This window comes from Pseudomonas sp. AN-B15, assembly GCF_019056475.1.
GTDB lineage: Bacteria > Pseudomonadota > Gammaproteobacteria > Pseudomonadales > Pseudomonadaceae > Aquipseudomonas > Aquipseudomonas parakoreensis.
Window position 1 is genome coordinate 3,611,811 of record NZ_CP049737.1, and the last position, 14,896, is coordinate 3,626,706.

The window sequence follows — 14,896 nt, forward strand, 5'->3', positions numbered from 1 at the left end:
ATCTGTCGCTGAACGAATTTGGCGATAGGGTTTCGCAGCTGGCACGGCCAACTCCCGGCTGCGCAAATTTTATGGCGGTTGTGCGTGGGAGACCTTCGGGTCTGCCGGGTCTTGGTGTTAATCCTCCGGTCTGCGAACCCGCGCATAGCTGCCACCCATTTTGTTTCGCAGCAGGACGGTGGCAATTCTTCTCATTAAAAGGATTAGCACCATGACGAACAAAAAATCGCTCTACCAATGCGTTGACATGTCCTATCCGGCTTCGGATCACCCTGTCCTGCTGATTAATGCCGAAGCCCCCTTGAGTGACCTACATGCCTGCGCATCCGAACGCCTCGAGGCAGTCCTTAAGTATTTAGATCTCATGGCGTGCACCAGCCTCCCCGACCATTCCGAACACGACATCAGCACCATCACCACGATCGCGAGAATCCTGGTGCAGGACGTGAGGGATGTATTTCGGGTAATTGGGCAACGAGCAATTGAATCCTGACCCAAGCGTTCTATCCCCCCTTTGAAGCCATAAAAAACCGCGATATCGCGGTTTTTTGTCCTTTGGATGGGTCGGAGTAGAAAACTCAGTCGCAAAATCGGCTGAGGCTCCGTCGCTAGCGACTTTGGTCTCAACGTCTTCCACTGACAAAAACTTAGTGGCACTCTGACATCCGGCAATTGATCGGTGTACTGAGGATCTTCGATCCTGATCAGCGACAATCACGGCAACAGTAGACGAGGAAAGGATATCTCCATGAAAAAATTGCTCTTCATTCTCACACTCTTCAGCGCATTTTCTTGCTCCGCCGCGACAATCCTCAATCCGATGGATTTCGACGGTTCAGAAGCACAGAAACAACAGGTCATTGATTCCATCACCGCAACGGTGAGGAAGGACTACTGCGAAAAAATCGACATGTGCCAGGAAAGCACTCTTCGCATGATGGAAAAGAAGAATCTTGACTCCTTCAAAGAAGCGACTAAAGCCACTGATCGAAAAATAATGAACGCAGTGATTCATGACTACTGCGAGAAAATTGACATGTGTAATTACAGCACTATATGGATGATGTACAAGAAAAATTTTGAAGCCAAGAACAAAAGCCTTACATGGTAGTTAAAGTACGGAACTTAAAGGTGATAGACCTATAAAACATCACACAAATAAATCTGTCACCTTTTCTTTCTTTTCTTTTTTCTTTCAGGCAAAAAAATAATAAATTCGCCCGTTAATCCCCCCACCAAAGAACAAATTATATGTCAATTAAAAAATCACAAAACGGCGACTGCAAACACACTGAAGCAACAAAATCCAGCACACCACTAACACAACTTACATTTTTCGCAAAAAAATCTTGGCCTTGGATTTTGATATTTTTTTTTACAGTATCAATTTCCGCCGCATATATTTCAAACTTTCACAACCATTCACTCTCATCAGACCCATCAGACTGGGGGGCACTAGGAGACTATTTCGGGGGGTTAGTAAATCCTCTGGCCTCAACAATCGCCTTATATTTTCTGATCAAAGCATATCTATCCCAAAAAGAAGAACTGTCCGAAACAAAAGATGCCCTAAAAGAATCGGCGGAACAAAATAAAATCTCCGCTGAAGCGCAGCGTGAGCTAGCCGAACTGCAAAAAAAACAAATATCGCTAAATGAAAAATCAATAAAAAGTCAATATTATTACTCAAAAATCGAGTCAAAACATAAAGAAATAAGTTTTCTATATGAGGAAATTGAGCGCTGCACAACGGCAAAAAACTCAGATAGATATACCTTTGATTCCAGTGGAAACAGACTCTATACAAACCCTGATATAGACAATTACCGTAGTAAAATGTATTCAAAGGTTTCGAGGACACTAAAAGAAATTGCAGAGATTAACGCGCTATTAGCTCAAGACAACGAATGACATCCCACCCCCAAGAACCTTCTATGAGAGTTACGCATTAGTAATCATAAAACGAGGAAAAAAAAATGAAAGCAGGAAACGTTAACGGGCAAGATATAAAGCAAGAAGTCTGGTGCGACAAATGTGCAAGAACTGGGGCTCGCAATGGAAGCTTCACCACTTCCATAGAAAATGTCTCTCCGCAGCGGTGTCAAAATCAAAACTGTAATGATCCTGAAGCCGAGTTAAAAACAGGAAAAAAAAGGTAAACCGCAGCACCAATCATGCCAAAAAAGAGAAGGCCTATTAATTTAAATAGGCCGAGCTTCTTTAACAAGAAGATGAACTTGACGTTTAGCGTTCCTCAAAAATTCGCCGGCGTATTCGCACTAATGATCTCCGCCTCATCCGCCCCGATATTCCGGAACTTGTGCGGCAGCGTCGTCGGAAAATAATACCCGTCCCCCGCACTCAACACGCTCACCTGCCCGTCCACCGTCAACTCGACCGTGCCGCGCGTCACCAACCCACACTCCTCGCCTTCCGCGTGAACAATCGGCTCTTCGCCGGAACTCGCACCCGGGGCGTATTGCTCGCGCAACAAACGCATCTGGCGGCTTGGGACGGAGGCGCCGATCAGCAGCAGGCGCAGGCCGTGGCGGCCGAGGTCGGGTTGTTCGTTGGCGCGGAACACGTATTGGTGTTCGCGCGGGGGCTGGTCGAAGGTGAAGAAGTCGGCCAGGGACATCGGGATGCCTTCGAGCAGCTTTTTCAGTGAGCTGACGGAAGGACTGACGCGATTCTGTTCGATCAGGGAGATGGTGGCATTGGTCACGCCGCTACGCCGGGCCAGCTCGCGCTGGGAGAGTTTGTAGCTTTCGCGTACTAGTTTGAGTCGAGAACCCGTATCCATGACAGCCTTATGTGAGTAGTACTTAAGGGTAATGGGGGTGGGTGGCGGGTGCCGCGCAAGGCGCGCGGATCACGTTGCTCCCGTGTCCCGGAACCGTGAAAGGCGGCTATTAAATCACGTTTGCCGGTGTTGCTCAGCAGGTTCGATGGACGGTGCGGTAAAAGTCCTTCTGGCCTTGGTAATACAGTCACTGTGGGAGCGAGCCTGCTCGCGAAAGCGGTGTGTCAGACGACATGGAGGTTGGCTGATATGGCCTCTTCGCGAGCAGGCTCGCTCCCACAGTTGGATCTCTTTTGTGTCAGTTAACTTGATAGCGGTTGTCAGGCCGCTATCGCTGGCAAGCCAGCTCCCCCATTTTGAGCATTGGTGTTTCAGGTAAAAAACCGGCGGGGTCTTGGGGGCCGCCGCCGGGGAGGTAACTTAAATGCCGAAGCGGTCGCGCAGCGAGTAATACACGGCGCCGAGGGCGGTCAACGGGGCGGAGAAGGTGCGCCCGCCGAGCATCGGCATGTGCGGCAGCGAGGCGAAGGCGTCGAAGCGTTCGGCGTCGCCGCGGATCATTTCCGAGATCAGTTTGCCGGCCAGGTGCGAACAGGTGACGCCGTGACCGCTGTAGCCTTGCATGTAGTAGGCGTTTTTCTCGATGCGGCCGAATTGCGGCATGCGTGACATGGTCAGCAGGAAGTTGCCGGTCCAGCGGTAGTCGATTTTCACGTCCTTGAGCTGCGGGAAGGTCTTGAGGATCTTCGGCCGGATCAGGGTTTCGATGTCGTCCGGTTCACGGGCGCCGTAGACCACGCCGCCGCCATACAGCAAACGGTTGTCAGCAGTGAGACGGTAGTAATCCAGCAGGTAATTGCAGTCTTCGACGCAGTAGTTGTTGGTAATCAGGCTGCGCGCCTGCTTTTCGGTCAACGGTTCGGTAACGCAGATCTGCGAGCCGCACGGCATGCTCTTGGCGGTCACGCGGTTGTCCAGACCCTGCGGCAGGTAGGCGTTGCCGGCGATCAGCAGGTACTTGGCGCGGACCTGGCCTTTGGCGGTGCGCACGACGTTAGGCTCGCCGTACTTGATTTCCACGGCGGCCGATTGCTCGTAAATCTTGCCGCCCAGGCGCACGATGGCCGCGGCTTCACCGAGGGCCAGGTTCAGCGGATGCACGTGGCCGCCCTGCATGTCCAGCAGGCCGCCAACGTAGGCGTCAGAGCCGACTTCACGACGAATGTCGGCGGCATCGAGCATCTTCAGGTTTTTGTTGCCGTAACGTTCCCAGCTGCGCTTCTGCTCGGCCAGACCGTTGAGTTGTTTCTTGTTCATCGCTGCGAAAATGCCGCCCGGGCGATAGTCGCATTTGATGTCGTAGTCCTTGATCCGCGAACGGATGATGTCGGCGCCTTCGAAGATCATGCTGCCGAGGATTTCTGCGGTCTTGTCACCGTAGCGCTCTTCGATCACATCGACGTCGCGACTGTAGGAGTTGACCAGTTGCCCGCCATTGCGGCCACTGGCGCCGTAGCCGACTTTCGCTGCTTCGAGCACCGTCACTTTGTAGCCGGCCTCGGTGAGGAACAGGGCCGAGGACAGGCCGGTGTAACCGGCGCCGATGATGCAGACGTCGCACTCGACCGACGCTTCAAGGGTCGGGAAGTCGATGACTTCGTTGCGGGTGGCGGCGTAGTAGCTGTTGACGTGTTGTTGCTTCATTTTATTGTTCTCCGAGGGTCGCTCATCAGGAGCGACCGCCGCTGTAGAAAATCAGAGCTTGATCCAGGTCGCTTTCAGCTCGGTGTACTTGTCAAACGCGTGCAGCGATTTGTCGCGACCGTTGCCCGACTGTTTGAATCCACCGAACGGTGCGGTCATGTCGCCGCCGTCGTACTGGTTGACCCACACGCTGCCGGCGCGCAGGCCACGGGCGAAGGTGTGCGCTTTGCTCAGGTTGCTGGTCCACACGCCGGCGGCGAGGCCGAAGATGCTGTCGTTGGCGATCTGCAGCGCTTCTTCAACGGTGTCGAAGGTGATCAGCGACAGCACCGGGCCAAAGATTTCTTCCTTGGCGATGGTCATGGCGTTGGTCACGCCGTCGAAAATCGTCGGCTCGATGTAGGTGCCGCCGGTTTCTTCGAGGGTGCGTCGGCCGCCGGCGATCAGTTCAGCGCCCTGCTCGCGGCCGAGGCTGATGTAGCGCAGCACGTTGTCCAGTTGACGCTGATCGACCACGGCGCCGACGGTGGTTGCCGGGTCGAGGGCGTGCCCCGGTTTCCACGCTTGCAGCGCTTCCACCAACAGCGGAATGAATTGCTCGCGGATCGAACGCTCCACCAGCAGGCGCGAACCGGCGGTGCACACTTCGCCCTGGTTGAAAGCAATGGCACCGGCCGCAGCCTGGGCGGCTGCGCGCAAGTCCGGGGCGTCGGCAAACACCACGTTCGGGCTCTTGCCGCCGGCTTCGAGCCAGACGCGTTTCATGTTGCTCTGGCCGGCATAAATCATCAGTTGTTTGGCAATCGCCGTGGAGCCGGTGAAGGCCAGCACGTCGACGTCCATGTGCAGCGCCAGCGCCTTGCCGACAGTGTGGCCGAAGCCCGGCAGGACGTTGAACACACCTTTCGGAATGCCCGCGTCCAGCGCTAGTTGGGCGATGCGGATGGCAGTCAGCGGCGACTTTTCAGAAGGCTTGAGGATGAACGAGTTACCCGCCGCCAGCGCCGGGGCGAATTTCCAGCTGGCCATGATCAGCGGGAAGTTCCACGGCACGATGGCCGCGACTACGCCGGCTGGCTCACGGGTCACCAGGCCGAGTTGATCGTGCGGGGTGGCGGCGACTTCGTCGTAGATCTTGTCGATGGCTTCGGCGCTCCAGCGGATCGCGTTGGCGGTCGCCGGGATGTCGATGCTCATCGAGTCGCTGATCGGTTTGCCCATGTCGAGGGTTTCCAGCAGCGCCAGTTCTTCCTGGTGTTGCAGGATCAGATCGGCGAAGCGGATCAGGATGCGTTTGCGCTCGGCCGGGGCCTTGTTGGCCCACACGCCGGAATTGAACGACTGGCGTGCGACCTCGACGGCGAGGTTGGCGTCGGCTTCATCGGTGCTGGCCACGGAGGCGAGGAAACGGCCGTCGACGGGGCTCAGGCATTCGAAGGTGGCACCGCTGATCGCCGGGCGATATTCGCCGTTGATGAAGGCGCGGGATTCGAGGGTCAGGGACTGGAAGCGTTGTTCCCAGTCGTTGCGGGTCATGGTCATGGGGGTGACTCACACAGGAGAATGGGTGACCGATATCCCTGTGGGAGCGAGCTTGCTCGCGAATACGGTGGGTCAGTCACCTTCAATGTTGAAGGTGATGGCCTCTTCGCGGGCAAGCCCGCTCCCACAGGGTTTTGCGGTGTTAACGGGATCGCGCTTGAGCGTCAGACGGTATGCAGATACCAGTTGTACTCAAGGTCGGAGATCGAGTTTTCGAACTCGGCCAGCTCGCTTTCCTTGCACGCGACGAACACGTCGATGTACATCGGGTCGATGTAGCGGGCCATGACTTCGCTGTCGTCCAGCTCGCGCAACGCATCGCGCAGGTTGTTCGGCAGGCTCTGTTCGTTCTGCTCGTAGCTGTTGCCTTCAACCGGTGCGCCCGGCTCGATCTGATTAGTCAGGCCGTGGTGAATGCCGGCCAGTACCGAAGCCATCAGCAGGTACGGGTTGGCGTCGGCACCGGCCACGCGATGCTCGATGCGCACGGCGTCGGCCGAACCGGTCGGCACACGTACCGCGACGGTGCGGTTGTCGATGCCCCAGCTCGGCGAATTCGGCACGTAGAACTGCGCGCCGAAGCGGCGGTACGAGTTGACGTTCGGGCAGAGGAACGCCATTTGCGCAGGCAGGGTCTCGAGCACACCGCCGATCGCGTGGCGTAGCGCGGCGTTCTGCTCGGGATCCTCGCTGGCGAAGATGTTGTTGCCTTCTTTGTCCAGGATCGAAATGTGTACGTGCAGACCGTTGCCCGCCTGGCCCGGATACGGCTTGGCCATGAAGGTGGTGTCCATCTCGTGGTCATAGGCGATGTTTTTCACCAGACGCTTGAGCAGCACCGCGTAATCGCAAGCCTTGATCGGGTCGGAGACGTGATGCAGGTTGACTTCGAACTGCGCCGGGGCGCTTTCCTTGACGATCGCGTCAGCCGGGATGCCCTGCTCTTTCGCGCCTTCGAGGATGTCTTGCAGGCAGTCGACGTACTCGTCGAGATCGTCGATCAGGTAGACCTGAGTCGATACCGGACGCTTGCCGGAGACCGGTGAACGCGGCGACTGCGGACGGCCGTTCACGTTGTCCTGGTCGATCAGGTAGAACTCCAGTTCGAACGCGGCGCATATGGTCAGGCCCAGTTCGTCGAACTTGCGCACTACGTTGGCCAACACTTCACGCGGGTCGGCGAAGAACGGCTCGCCTTCCAGTTCGTGCATGGTCATCAACAGTTGGGCGGTTGGACGCTTCTGCCACGGCTCGATGCTCAGGGTGCCGGGGATCGGGTAGCAAATGCGGTCGGCGTCACCGATGTCCAGGCCCAGACCGGTGCTTTCCACGGTGGAGCCATTGATGTCGAGGGCGAAGAGCGAGGCCGGCAGGTTGATACCTTTCTCGTAAACCTTGTGAAGACTGGTGCGCTCGATGCGCTTGCCGCGCACCACACCGTTCATGTCTGCAATCAGAAGGTCGACGTACAAAACCTCAGGATGTTTCTTAAGGAATGCGTTTGCTTCGTTGAGTTGAACGGCACGCAGAGGGACCGACATGATGCACCTATTTAGCTGTTAATTATTATGTTCACTGCTGTTTCGCCGAGCCAGTCAATCCGAAAGGCAAAGTGAAGTCAATAGCGAACACCCAGCCGTTCAGCGTTTATTTTTCGGGCTTTTTTTAACACTCACGTGCCAATGCAGGCGCCGCAAGGCCTGGAATCATGAAGATTGGATGAACGGCGTTTAGAATTTTTTACATGGCAGTTGTTAATTAAAATCAACGAGGCTAAGCTCCGGAAAAGCTCGTTCAAGTGTCAAACTTCGAGGTGAATAAAAATGGCATTCAAGCCATTGATCGGCGTTACTGCGTGCGTCAAACAGATTGGCCTGCACCCCTATCACATCAGCGGCGACAAATACGTTCGCGCTGTCAGCGTTGCGGCGCTGGGGTTGCCCGTCGTCATTCCTTCCCTTGGCAAACTGACTGAAATCGAAGACCTGCTGGGTCAACTCGACGGTCTGCTGCTGACCGGCTCACCCTCGAACGTGGAGCCCTTCCACTATCAAGGCCCGGACAGCGCCCCCGGCACGGATCACGATCCGGCGCGGGACGCCACTACCCTTCCTTTATTGCGTGCAGCCATTGCGGCGGGCGTTCCGGTGCTCGGCATTTGCCGTGGCTTCCAGGAAATGAACGTGGCCTTCGGCGGCAGCCTGCACCAGAAGGTGCATGAGTTGCCGGGCATGCTCGATCACCGCGAAGCCGACAGCCCGGACGTGGCCGTGCAATACGCACCCGCGCATGCCGTGAGCGTGCTGGCCGGTGGTGTGTTCGAGGCGCTCGAGTTGCCGGGCGAATTCCAGGTCAACTCGATTCACAGTCAGGGCATCGACCGCCTCGCGCCCGGCCTGCGTGCCGAAGCGGTGGCGCCGGATGGCCTGATCGAGGCGATCTCGGTCGAGCACAGTCCGACTTTCGCCCTCGGCGTGCAATGGCACCCGGAATGGCAGGTGCTGGACAACCCGAATTACCTGAAGATTTTCCAGGCGTTCGGTGAGGCTTGCCGGCAACGGGCGGCGCGACGCAACCAGCGCTGACACCACCCAGGATTTCAAAACTGTTTACTGCCCCCACGGGGTCGGCGGTGGCGCGTGTGCGCATCCGTCATCCGTGAAAACAACACACCGTAATAACAACAAGTACGACCCAGGCAGCCAGGACGGCGGCGCCGAACAAGCCGGATGGCCGGAGCAAAACCGTCAGATCAATGCAAAACCCTGTGGGAGCTGGCTTGCCAGCGATGAGGCCATCACCTCCAACATTGTTGGGGAATGATCCACCGCGATCGCTGGCAAGCCAGCTCCCACAGGGAATGTGATCCGACCGGAAATGCACCTGCAGGCTTGCAATCCACTTAAGCCCGGCCACGTTGGCCGAGCGAACGAAACCTGTTGGGAGTTTCACATGGCAAACGCCTCCAGCACTTACCGGAAGGCACTTGAAGGCCACCAGCAACCGAAAAAGGTTCTGGTGAAAGTCGATCGTGTCACCAAGAAGTTCGACGAAACCACGGCCGTGGACGATGTGTCCCTGGAGATCCATCAGGGGGAAATCTTCGCCCTGCTCGGTGGCTCCGGTTCGGGCAAATCGACCCTGCTGCGCATGCTCGCCGGTTTCGAACGGCCGACTGAAGGGCGGATTCTGCTCGACGGTGTAGACATCACTGACATGCCGCCCTACGAGCGGCCGATCAACATGATGTTCCAGTCCTACGCGCTGTTCCCGCACATGACCGTGGCACAGAACATTGCCTTCGGCCTCAAGCAGGACCGTTTGCCGGCCAGCGAAATCGACGCCCGCGTCGAAGAGATGCTGCGCCTGGTGCACATGACCCAATACGCCAGACGCAAACCCCATCAGTTGTCCGGCGGTCAACGCCAGCGCGTCGCCCTCGCCCGCTCTTTGGCGAAACGTCCGAAGCTGTTGCTGCTCGACGAACCGATGGGCGCACTGGATAAAAAACTGCGCTCGCAGATGCAGCTGGAACTGGTGGAAATCATCGAGCGCGTCGGCGTGACCTGCGTGATGGTGACCCACGACCAGGAAGAGGCCATGACCATGGCCGAGCGCATCGCGATCATGCACCTGGGCTGGATCGCCCAGATCGGCAGCCCGGTCGATATCTATGAAGCGCCGGTCAGCCGCATGGTCTGCGAATTCATCGGCAACGTGAACGCCTTCGACGGCACCGTGGTGGAAGACCTTGAAGGTCACGCGATCATCCACAGCCCGGACTTGCAGCAGAAGATCTACGTCGGTCACGGCGTCAGCACCTCGGTGCAGGACAAGTCGATCACCTACGCGATCCGCCCGGAAAAAATGCTCGTCAGCACCCTCAAGCCAGAGACCCGCTACAACTGGTCGGAAGGCAAGGTGCATGACATCGCCTACCTCGGCGGCCACTCGGTGTTCTACGTCGAGCTGCCGGGCGGCAAGATCGTCCAGTCGTTCATGGCCAACGCCGAACGCCGTGGCGCGCGTCCGACCTGGGACGACAAGGTCTACGTGTGGTGGGAAGACGACAGCGGCGTGGTACTGCGCTCATGAGAACCTTCAATCAGCAATGCCTGCGCCTGGTGCCCAGCGGGCGAAAGTTCGTCATCGGCATCCCGTTCATCTGGCTGTTCCTGTTCTTCATGCTGCCGTTCTTCCTGGTGATGAAGATCAGCTTCTCGGAAGCCGCGCTGTCGATCCCGCCGTACTCGGAGATCTACACCTACGCCGAACAGAAATTCCAGCTGATGCTGAACATCGGCAACTACACCATGCTCGGCGAAGATGAGTTGTACCTGTCGGCCTACCTCGGTTCGCTGAAGGTCGCGGCGCTGAGCACGATGATGTGCCTGGTGATCGGTTTCCCGATGGCCTATGCGATCACCAAAGCGAGCAAGGAAGCGCAAAACGTCCTGCTGCTGTTAATCATGATGCCGACCTGGACCGCGATCCTGATCCGCGTTTACGCGTGGATGGGCATCCTCAGCAACAACGGTCTACTCAATGCGTTTCTGATGTGGACAGGGCTGACCGATCACCCGATCGAGATCCTCAACACCAACACGGCCGTGTATATCGGCGTGGTCTACGCGTATCTGCCATTCATGGTGCTGCCGCTGTACGCCAACCTGGTCAAGCACGATGGCAGCCTGCTGGAAGCCGCGTCGGACCTGGGTTCGAGCAACTTCAACAACTTCTGGAAAATCACCGTGCCGCTGGCCAAGAACGGCATCATCGCCGGCTGCATGCTGGTGTTCATTCCGGTGGTCGGCGAGTTCGTGATTCCGGAACTGCTGGGTGGCCCGGAGACGCTGATGATCGGTCGCGTGCTGTGGCAAGAGTTCTTCAATAACCGCGACTGGCCGGTGGCATCTGCGCTGGCGGTGGTGATGCTGTTGATCCTGATTGTGCCGATTCTGCTGTTCAACCGCAGCCAGGCCAAAGAGATGGAGGCACGAGGATGAAACGCTTCGGTTTTTCCAAGTTCATGTTGATCTTCGGCCTGATGTTCATCTATCTGCCGATGCTGATTCTGGTGATCTACTCGTTCAACGCCTCGAAACTGGTGACGGTGTGGGGCGGCTGGTCGGTGAAGTGGTACGTCGGCCTGCTGGACAATACGCAACTGATGGGTTCGGTGGTGCGCTCGCTGGAAATCGCCTGCTACACCGCGATTGCTGCGGTGGCGTTGGGCACCCTCGCCGCCTTCGTCCTGACGCGGGTGACGCGCTTCAAGGGTCGTACGCTGTTCGGCGGTCTGGTGACGGCGCCGCTGGTGATGCCTGAGGTGATCACCGGTCTGTCGCTGTTGCTGCTGTTCGTGGCGATGGCGCAATTGATCGGCTGGCCGCAGGAGCGTGGCATCGTCACGATCTGGATCGCTCACACGACGTTTTGTGCAGCCTACGTGGCGGTGGTAGTCTCCGCCCGCCTGCGGGAGCTGGATCTGTCGATTGAAGAAGCCGCGATGGATCTGGGGGCCAAGCCGTTCAAGGTGTTTTTCCTGATCACCATTCCGATGATCGCGCCATCGCTGGCGGCGGGCGGCATGATGTCGTTCGCCCTGTCGCTGGACGATCTGGTGCTGGCGAGCTTCGTTTCCGGGCCGGGTTCGACCACCCTGCCGATGGAAGTGTTCTCGGCGGTGCGTCTGGGCGTGAAGCCCGAGATCAACGCCGTGGCCAGCCTGATTCTGCTGGCGGTGTCGCTGGTGACTTTCCTGGTCTGGTACTTCGGCCGCAAGGCAGAAGCCAGCCGCAAGAAGGCGATTCAGGAAGCGATGGATCAAACGGCGAATGAGGCGTGGCAGCAGCCGCAACGCGCCGCCACCACGGCTTGACCTGTAGGAGCTGCGGCACGCTGCGATCTTTTGACTTTGTTTTTTAAGATCAAAAGATCGCAGCCTCGTTTCACTCGACAGCTCCTACAGAAAGGCGCTTGTCGATCAAGTTTCAGATGTGTGTTTTTGAATAAGAAGAATGGAGTTTCACCGATGAAAATGTTTGGCAGGACTCTGCTGACACTGTCCTTAATGGGCGCAATCGCCACGGGCGTCCAGGCCAACGACAAGGTGCTGCGTGTTTACAACTGGTCCGATTACATCGCGCCGGACACCGTCAAGAAGTTCGAAGACGAGACCGGTATCCAGGTGACCTACGACGTGTTCGACAGCAACGAAACCCTTGAGGCGCGTTTGCTGGCGGGCAAATCCGGCTATGACATTGTCGTGCCGTCCAACAGCTTCCTGGCCAAGCAGATCAAGGCCGGGGTCTATCAGCCGCTCGACAAATCAAAGCTGTCGAACTGGAAGAATCTCAACCCGGTGCTGTTGAAAAACGCCTCCGCCAGTGATCCGGGCAACGCTCACGCGTTCCCGTACATGTGGGGCTCGATCGGCATCGGCTATAACCCGGACAAGGTCAAGGAAGTACTCGGCGCCAACGCCCCGACCAACTCCTGGGACCTGCTGTTCAAGCCGGAAAACGCCGAGAAGCTGAAAGCCTGCGGTATCAGCTTCCTCGACTCGCCGACCGAAATGATCCCGGCCGCCCTGCACTACCTGGGCTACCCGGTGAACGACAAGGACAAGGCGCACATCCTCGAAGCCGAAGCGCTGTTCATGAAGATCCGCCCGTACGTGGCGTACTTCCATTCCTCGAAGTACATCTCGGACCTGGCCAACGGCAACATCTGCGTGGCGGTCGGTTACTCCGGAGACGTGCTGCAGGCCAAGGCCCGCGCGGTTGAAGCCGGCAACAAGGTGCAGATCGACTACAGCATTCCGAAGGAAGGCGCCGGCAGTTTCTACGACATGGTCGCCATCCCGCGCGATGCCGCCAACGTCGATAACGCCTACCTGTTCATGAACTTCCTGATGCGCCCGGACATCATTGCCGAGATCACCAACAGCAACGGCTACAGCAACGCCAACTCGGCGGCGACGCCACTGGTGGACGAAGCGATCCGCAACGACCCGGGTTCGTATCCGTCGCAGGCGGTAATGGCGACGTTGTATGCGGTGCCGGATCAGCCGATTGCCACCCAGCGGATCATGACCCGCGGCTGGACGCGGGTGAAGCTCGGTAAGTAATCCGGCTGATTGAAGATTGTGACAAAAACTGGAAAACCTGTGGGAGCTGGCTTGCCAGCGATGGCGGTGAGTCAAGCGACGACGATGTTGGATGTGCCGCCCCAATCGCTGGCAAGCCAGCTCCCACAGGGAGGGTGTTGACTCGCAGAATCATTGATTTCCCGTTCACGCAGCGCCTTACCACCGCTGCACCCTGCAATGAACGGCCTCACCTGGCTCCCTCGGCTCAGGTGAATTTCAGGCGCCCTCGGGCGCCTTTTTTTGTGGGTTCATTTCAGCGGCCAATCCTGCAGGATCCGATAGCGGCCCTTGTGCGATTCGAACAAGGCAAAGCGCTCGGCACGCAGGAAGAACTCCGGCGGCGTGGCGGCTTCCGGTTCCGCTGCGCGGTAGTCCCGGGCCAGGGTCAGGTGCGGGCGAAACTCGCGCGGCGAGTCTTCGAAACCGAATGGCAGCATCGCCTGTTCCAACGCATACACCAGACGCAACAACGCCGGCGGCGCCTGCTCGGGTGCCAAAGACAGGATCCCCGCGCGATGCCAGACCTGCAGGCGATCCAGCGCAAGCTTCAATGGCTCACCCGGCGTGCGTACTTTGCCGGCAGCCTCGCAGACTTCATGGATCTGCGCCAGCGGCACCGCGCCGAGGAACAGCAGCGTCAGGTGAAAGTTATCCGCCGGCACCGCTTTGCCGGTTCTCAAGCGCAGATCGGCGCGCCACTGAGCGATGGCCTTGCGTTGTGGTGGTGGGCAGTCGAGGGCGAAAAACAGTCGCTTGAACGGTTCATCCCTGCGCGCATCATCGGTCATGGCCCTGCTCCTTCGCTGGTCGATCGGCCGATTCTACACAGCCTTCTCTGACGACTCGCGACAGCCGGCTATAGTTCAAGGATGGCCATCGAACTGGAGGTCGCCATGCGCGAGATCCTCAGCAAAGAGCCCTGGTGGGCCCGACCACCCAGCCCAGGGCAGGATGAAACCGAGCTGGAATGGGGCTGGCTGGTGCATTACAGCGAAGGTGAACCGCGTTTCGAATTCGTCCGCGAACGACCGACGGAGGAAGAAATCCGCCACCGCAAAAGCTGCCGGATCACCCCCACTCCAGAGTGACCACCACCCCATGTGGGAGCAAGCCTGCTCGCGAAAGCGTCCACACATTCAGCCTCACATTGCCTGACACGCCGCTTTCGCGAGCAGGCTCGCTCCCACACTGGATTTGTGGCGTGCCCATGATCGTCGCCATCCGCAAAACCCTGTGGGAGCGTGGCTTGCCCGCGAAGAGGCCGGCACATTTTGCAAACCCGCTGACTGACACACCGTCATCGCGAGCAGGCTCACTCCTACACGGAGTCTGGTGAGTTCAGGCTTCAAGAATGTTCTTGAAGCCCCCAAAGATCATCCGTTGCCCATCAAACCCCATCGGGTTGACGTCCGGTTGCATGCGCGGGTCTTCCATCATCTTTGCCATGCCGGCATCGCGGGTGGCCTTGTCGGGCCAGATCAACCAGCCGGCCGAAACGGTCTCGCCGTCCTTGAGTTTTACCGCCATCGGGAACGACGTGACTTTGCCTTCCGGCACGTCATCGCCCCAGCCCTGAACCACCTCCTTCGCTCCGTACTCCTTGAACAGTTTCGCGGCGATCGCACAGTGTTTTTTGTACTGCTCGCGGTTGGCATTCGGCACGGGTGCTACAAAAATATCGATGTAAGCCATGA

The 14,896-nt window shown here is 57.8% G+C and carries 16 protein-coding genes; 10 read left to right on the top strand and 6 right to left on the bottom strand.

Features of this window, described 5'->3' with window-relative positions; all coding sequences use genetic code 11:
* Nucleotides 1-211 precede the first annotated feature (211 nt).
* The 4 genes from GTQ41_RS16010 (at nucleotide 212) to GTQ41_RS16025 (ending at nucleotide 2,159) form a co-directional block, all read left to right on the top strand.
* Nucleotides 212-493, top strand: coding sequence for a hypothetical protein (locus tag GTQ41_RS16010; protein ID WP_047293507.1), 282 nt, complete (start codon nucleotides 212-214; stop codon nucleotides 491-493).
* A 255-nt stretch (nucleotides 494-748) separates the two neighbouring features.
* On the top strand, nucleotides 749-1,111 hold the full coding sequence (locus GTQ41_RS16015) for a hypothetical protein (RefSeq protein WP_047293505.1): 363 nt from the start codon (nucleotides 749-751) through the stop codon (nucleotides 1,109-1,111).
* A 140-nt stretch (nucleotides 1,112-1,251) separates the two neighbouring features.
* Nucleotides 1,252-1,911, top strand: a complete 660-nt coding sequence (locus GTQ41_RS16020; protein ID WP_131671283.1) for a hypothetical protein — start codon at nucleotides 1,252-1,254, stop codon at nucleotides 1,909-1,911.
* Between the two features lie 65 nt (nucleotides 1,912-1,976).
* On the top strand, nucleotides 1,977-2,159 hold the full coding sequence (locus GTQ41_RS16025) for a hypothetical protein (RefSeq protein WP_131671282.1): 183 nt from the start codon (nucleotides 1,977-1,979) through the stop codon (nucleotides 2,157-2,159).
* 95 nt (nucleotides 2,160-2,254) lie between these two features.
* Here GTQ41_RS16025 and GTQ41_RS16030 read toward each other — a convergent pair whose 3' ends face one another.
* The 4 genes from GTQ41_RS16030 to GTQ41_RS16045 all read right to left on the bottom strand — a co-directional run bounded on the left by GTQ41_RS16030 (nucleotide 2,255) and on the right by GTQ41_RS16045 (nucleotide 7,590).
* Complete coding sequence (locus GTQ41_RS16030; protein WP_011333561.1) at nucleotides 2,255-2,803, bottom strand: cupin domain-containing protein; 549 nt, start codon at nucleotides 2,801-2,803, stop codon at nucleotides 2,255-2,257.
* Nucleotides 2,804-3,223: 420 nt separating this feature from the next.
* Entirely contained in the window at nucleotides 3,224-4,507 is a 1,284-nt protein-coding gene (locus GTQ41_RS16035; RefSeq protein WP_047293503.1) for an FAD-binding oxidoreductase, read from the bottom strand.
* 51 nt (nucleotides 4,508-4,558) lie between these two features.
* A complete protein-coding gene (locus GTQ41_RS16040; RefSeq protein ID WP_047293501.1) occupies nucleotides 4,559-6,049 on the bottom strand; it encodes an aldehyde dehydrogenase in 1,491 nt (496 codons plus the stop codon).
* Nucleotides 6,050-6,213: 164 nt separating this feature from the next.
* Entirely contained in the window at nucleotides 6,214-7,590 is a 1,377-nt protein-coding gene (locus GTQ41_RS16045) for a glutamine synthetase family protein (protein ID WP_047293499.1), read from the bottom strand.
* A 282-nt stretch (nucleotides 7,591-7,872) separates the two neighbouring features.
* Between GTQ41_RS16045 and GTQ41_RS16050 the strand changes: the two genes are divergently transcribed.
* The 5 genes from GTQ41_RS16050 to GTQ41_RS16070 all read left to right on the top strand — a co-directional run bounded on the left by GTQ41_RS16050 (nucleotide 7,873) and on the right by GTQ41_RS16070 (nucleotide 13,181).
* Nucleotides 7,873-8,634 carry a gamma-glutamyl-gamma-aminobutyrate hydrolase family protein gene (locus tag GTQ41_RS16050; RefSeq protein WP_047293497.1) on the top strand — a complete coding sequence of 254 codons (762 nt, stop codon included), beginning with the start codon at nucleotides 7,873-7,875 and terminating at the stop codon, nucleotides 8,632-8,634.
* Between the two features lie 367 nt (nucleotides 8,635-9,001).
* Nucleotides 9,002-10,144 carry a polyamine ABC transporter ATP-binding protein gene (gene potA, locus GTQ41_RS16055; protein WP_047293495.1) on the top strand — a complete coding sequence of 381 codons (1,143 nt, stop codon included), beginning with the start codon at nucleotides 9,002-9,004 and terminating at the stop codon, nucleotides 10,142-10,144.
* Entirely contained in the window at nucleotides 10,141-11,055 is a 915-nt protein-coding gene (locus tag GTQ41_RS16060; protein ID WP_041073460.1) for an ABC transporter permease subunit, read from the top strand. Before potA ends, GTQ41_RS16060 begins: the two co-directional genes overlap by 4 nt.
* Nucleotides 11,052-11,930: an ABC transporter permease subunit gene (locus GTQ41_RS16065; RefSeq protein WP_047293492.1), complete on the top strand. Its 879-nt coding sequence runs from the start codon at nucleotides 11,052-11,054 to the stop codon at nucleotides 11,928-11,930. The genes GTQ41_RS16060 and GTQ41_RS16065 overlap by 4 nt, the downstream gene beginning before the upstream one ends.
* A 153-nt stretch (nucleotides 11,931-12,083) precedes the next feature.
* Nucleotides 12,084-13,181, top strand: a complete 1,098-nt coding sequence (locus GTQ41_RS16070) for a polyamine ABC transporter substrate-binding protein (protein WP_047293490.1) — start codon at nucleotides 12,084-12,086, stop codon at nucleotides 13,179-13,181.
* Between the two features lie 269 nt (nucleotides 13,182-13,450).
* Here the strand turns inward: GTQ41_RS16070 and thpR are convergent, their stop codons facing one another.
* Entirely contained in the window at nucleotides 13,451-13,990 is a 540-nt protein-coding gene (gene thpR / locus GTQ41_RS16075; RefSeq protein WP_047293489.1) for an RNA 2',3'-cyclic phosphodiesterase, read from the bottom strand.
* Nucleotides 13,991-14,095: 105 nt separating this feature from the next.
* Between thpR and GTQ41_RS16080 the strand changes: the two genes are divergently transcribed.
* On the top strand, nucleotides 14,096-14,290 hold the full coding sequence (locus GTQ41_RS16080) for a hypothetical protein (RefSeq protein ID WP_047293818.1): 195 nt from the start codon (nucleotides 14,096-14,098) through the stop codon (nucleotides 14,288-14,290).
* Between the two features lie 250 nt (nucleotides 14,291-14,540).
* On the opposite strand, the gene GTQ41_RS16085 is transcribed toward GTQ41_RS16080, so the two are convergent.
* Complete coding sequence (locus tag GTQ41_RS16085; RefSeq protein ID WP_047293487.1) at nucleotides 14,541-14,894, bottom strand: DUF1428 domain-containing protein; 354 nt, start codon at nucleotides 14,892-14,894, stop codon at nucleotides 14,541-14,543.
* Nucleotides 14,895-14,896: the final 2 nt, after the last annotated feature.

Coding starts and splice junctions, on each gene's coding strand:
- GTQ41_RS16010 (WP_047293507.1), top strand. CDS start 212: ATGACGAACAAAAAATCGCTCTACCAATGCGTTGACATGTCCTATCCG.
- GTQ41_RS16015 (WP_047293505.1), top strand. CDS start 749: ATGAAAAAATTGCTCTTCATTCTCACACTCTTCAGCGCATTTTCTTGC.
- GTQ41_RS16020 (WP_131671283.1), top strand. CDS start 1,252: ATGTCAATTAAAAAATCACAAAACGGCGACTGCAAACACACTGAAGCA.
- GTQ41_RS16025 (WP_131671282.1), top strand. CDS start 1,977: ATGAAAGCAGGAAACGTTAACGGGCAAGATATAAAGCAAGAAGTCTGG.
- GTQ41_RS16030 (WP_011333561.1), bottom strand. CDS start 2,803: ATGGATACGGGTTCTCGACTCAAACTAGTACGCGAAAGCTACAAACTC.
- GTQ41_RS16035 (WP_047293503.1), bottom strand. CDS start 4,507: ATGAAGCAACAACACGTCAACAGCTACTACGCCGCCACCCGCAACGAA.
- GTQ41_RS16040 (WP_047293501.1), bottom strand. CDS start 6,049: ATGACCATGACCCGCAACGACTGGGAACAACGCTTCCAGTCCCTGACC.
- GTQ41_RS16045 (WP_047293499.1), bottom strand. CDS start 7,590: ATGTCGGTCCCTCTGCGTGCCGTTCAACTCAACGAAGCAAACGCATTC.
- GTQ41_RS16050 (WP_047293497.1), top strand. CDS start 7,873: ATGGCATTCAAGCCATTGATCGGCGTTACTGCGTGCGTCAAACAGATT.
- potA (WP_047293495.1), top strand. CDS start 9,002: ATGGCAAACGCCTCCAGCACTTACCGGAAGGCACTTGAAGGCCACCAG.
- GTQ41_RS16060 (WP_041073460.1), top strand. CDS start 10,141: ATGAGAACCTTCAATCAGCAATGCCTGCGCCTGGTGCCCAGCGGGCGA.
- GTQ41_RS16065 (WP_047293492.1), top strand. CDS start 11,052: ATGAAACGCTTCGGTTTTTCCAAGTTCATGTTGATCTTCGGCCTGATG.
- GTQ41_RS16070 (WP_047293490.1), top strand. CDS start 12,084: ATGAAAATGTTTGGCAGGACTCTGCTGACACTGTCCTTAATGGGCGCA.
- thpR (WP_047293489.1), bottom strand. CDS start 13,990: ATGACCGATGATGCGCGCAGGGATGAACCGTTCAAGCGACTGTTTTTC.
- GTQ41_RS16080 (WP_047293818.1), top strand. CDS start 14,096: ATGCGCGAGATCCTCAGCAAAGAGCCCTGGTGGGCCCGACCACCCAGC.
- GTQ41_RS16085 (WP_047293487.1), bottom strand. CDS start 14,894: ATGGCTTACATCGATATTTTTGTAGCACCCGTGCCGAATGCCAACCGC.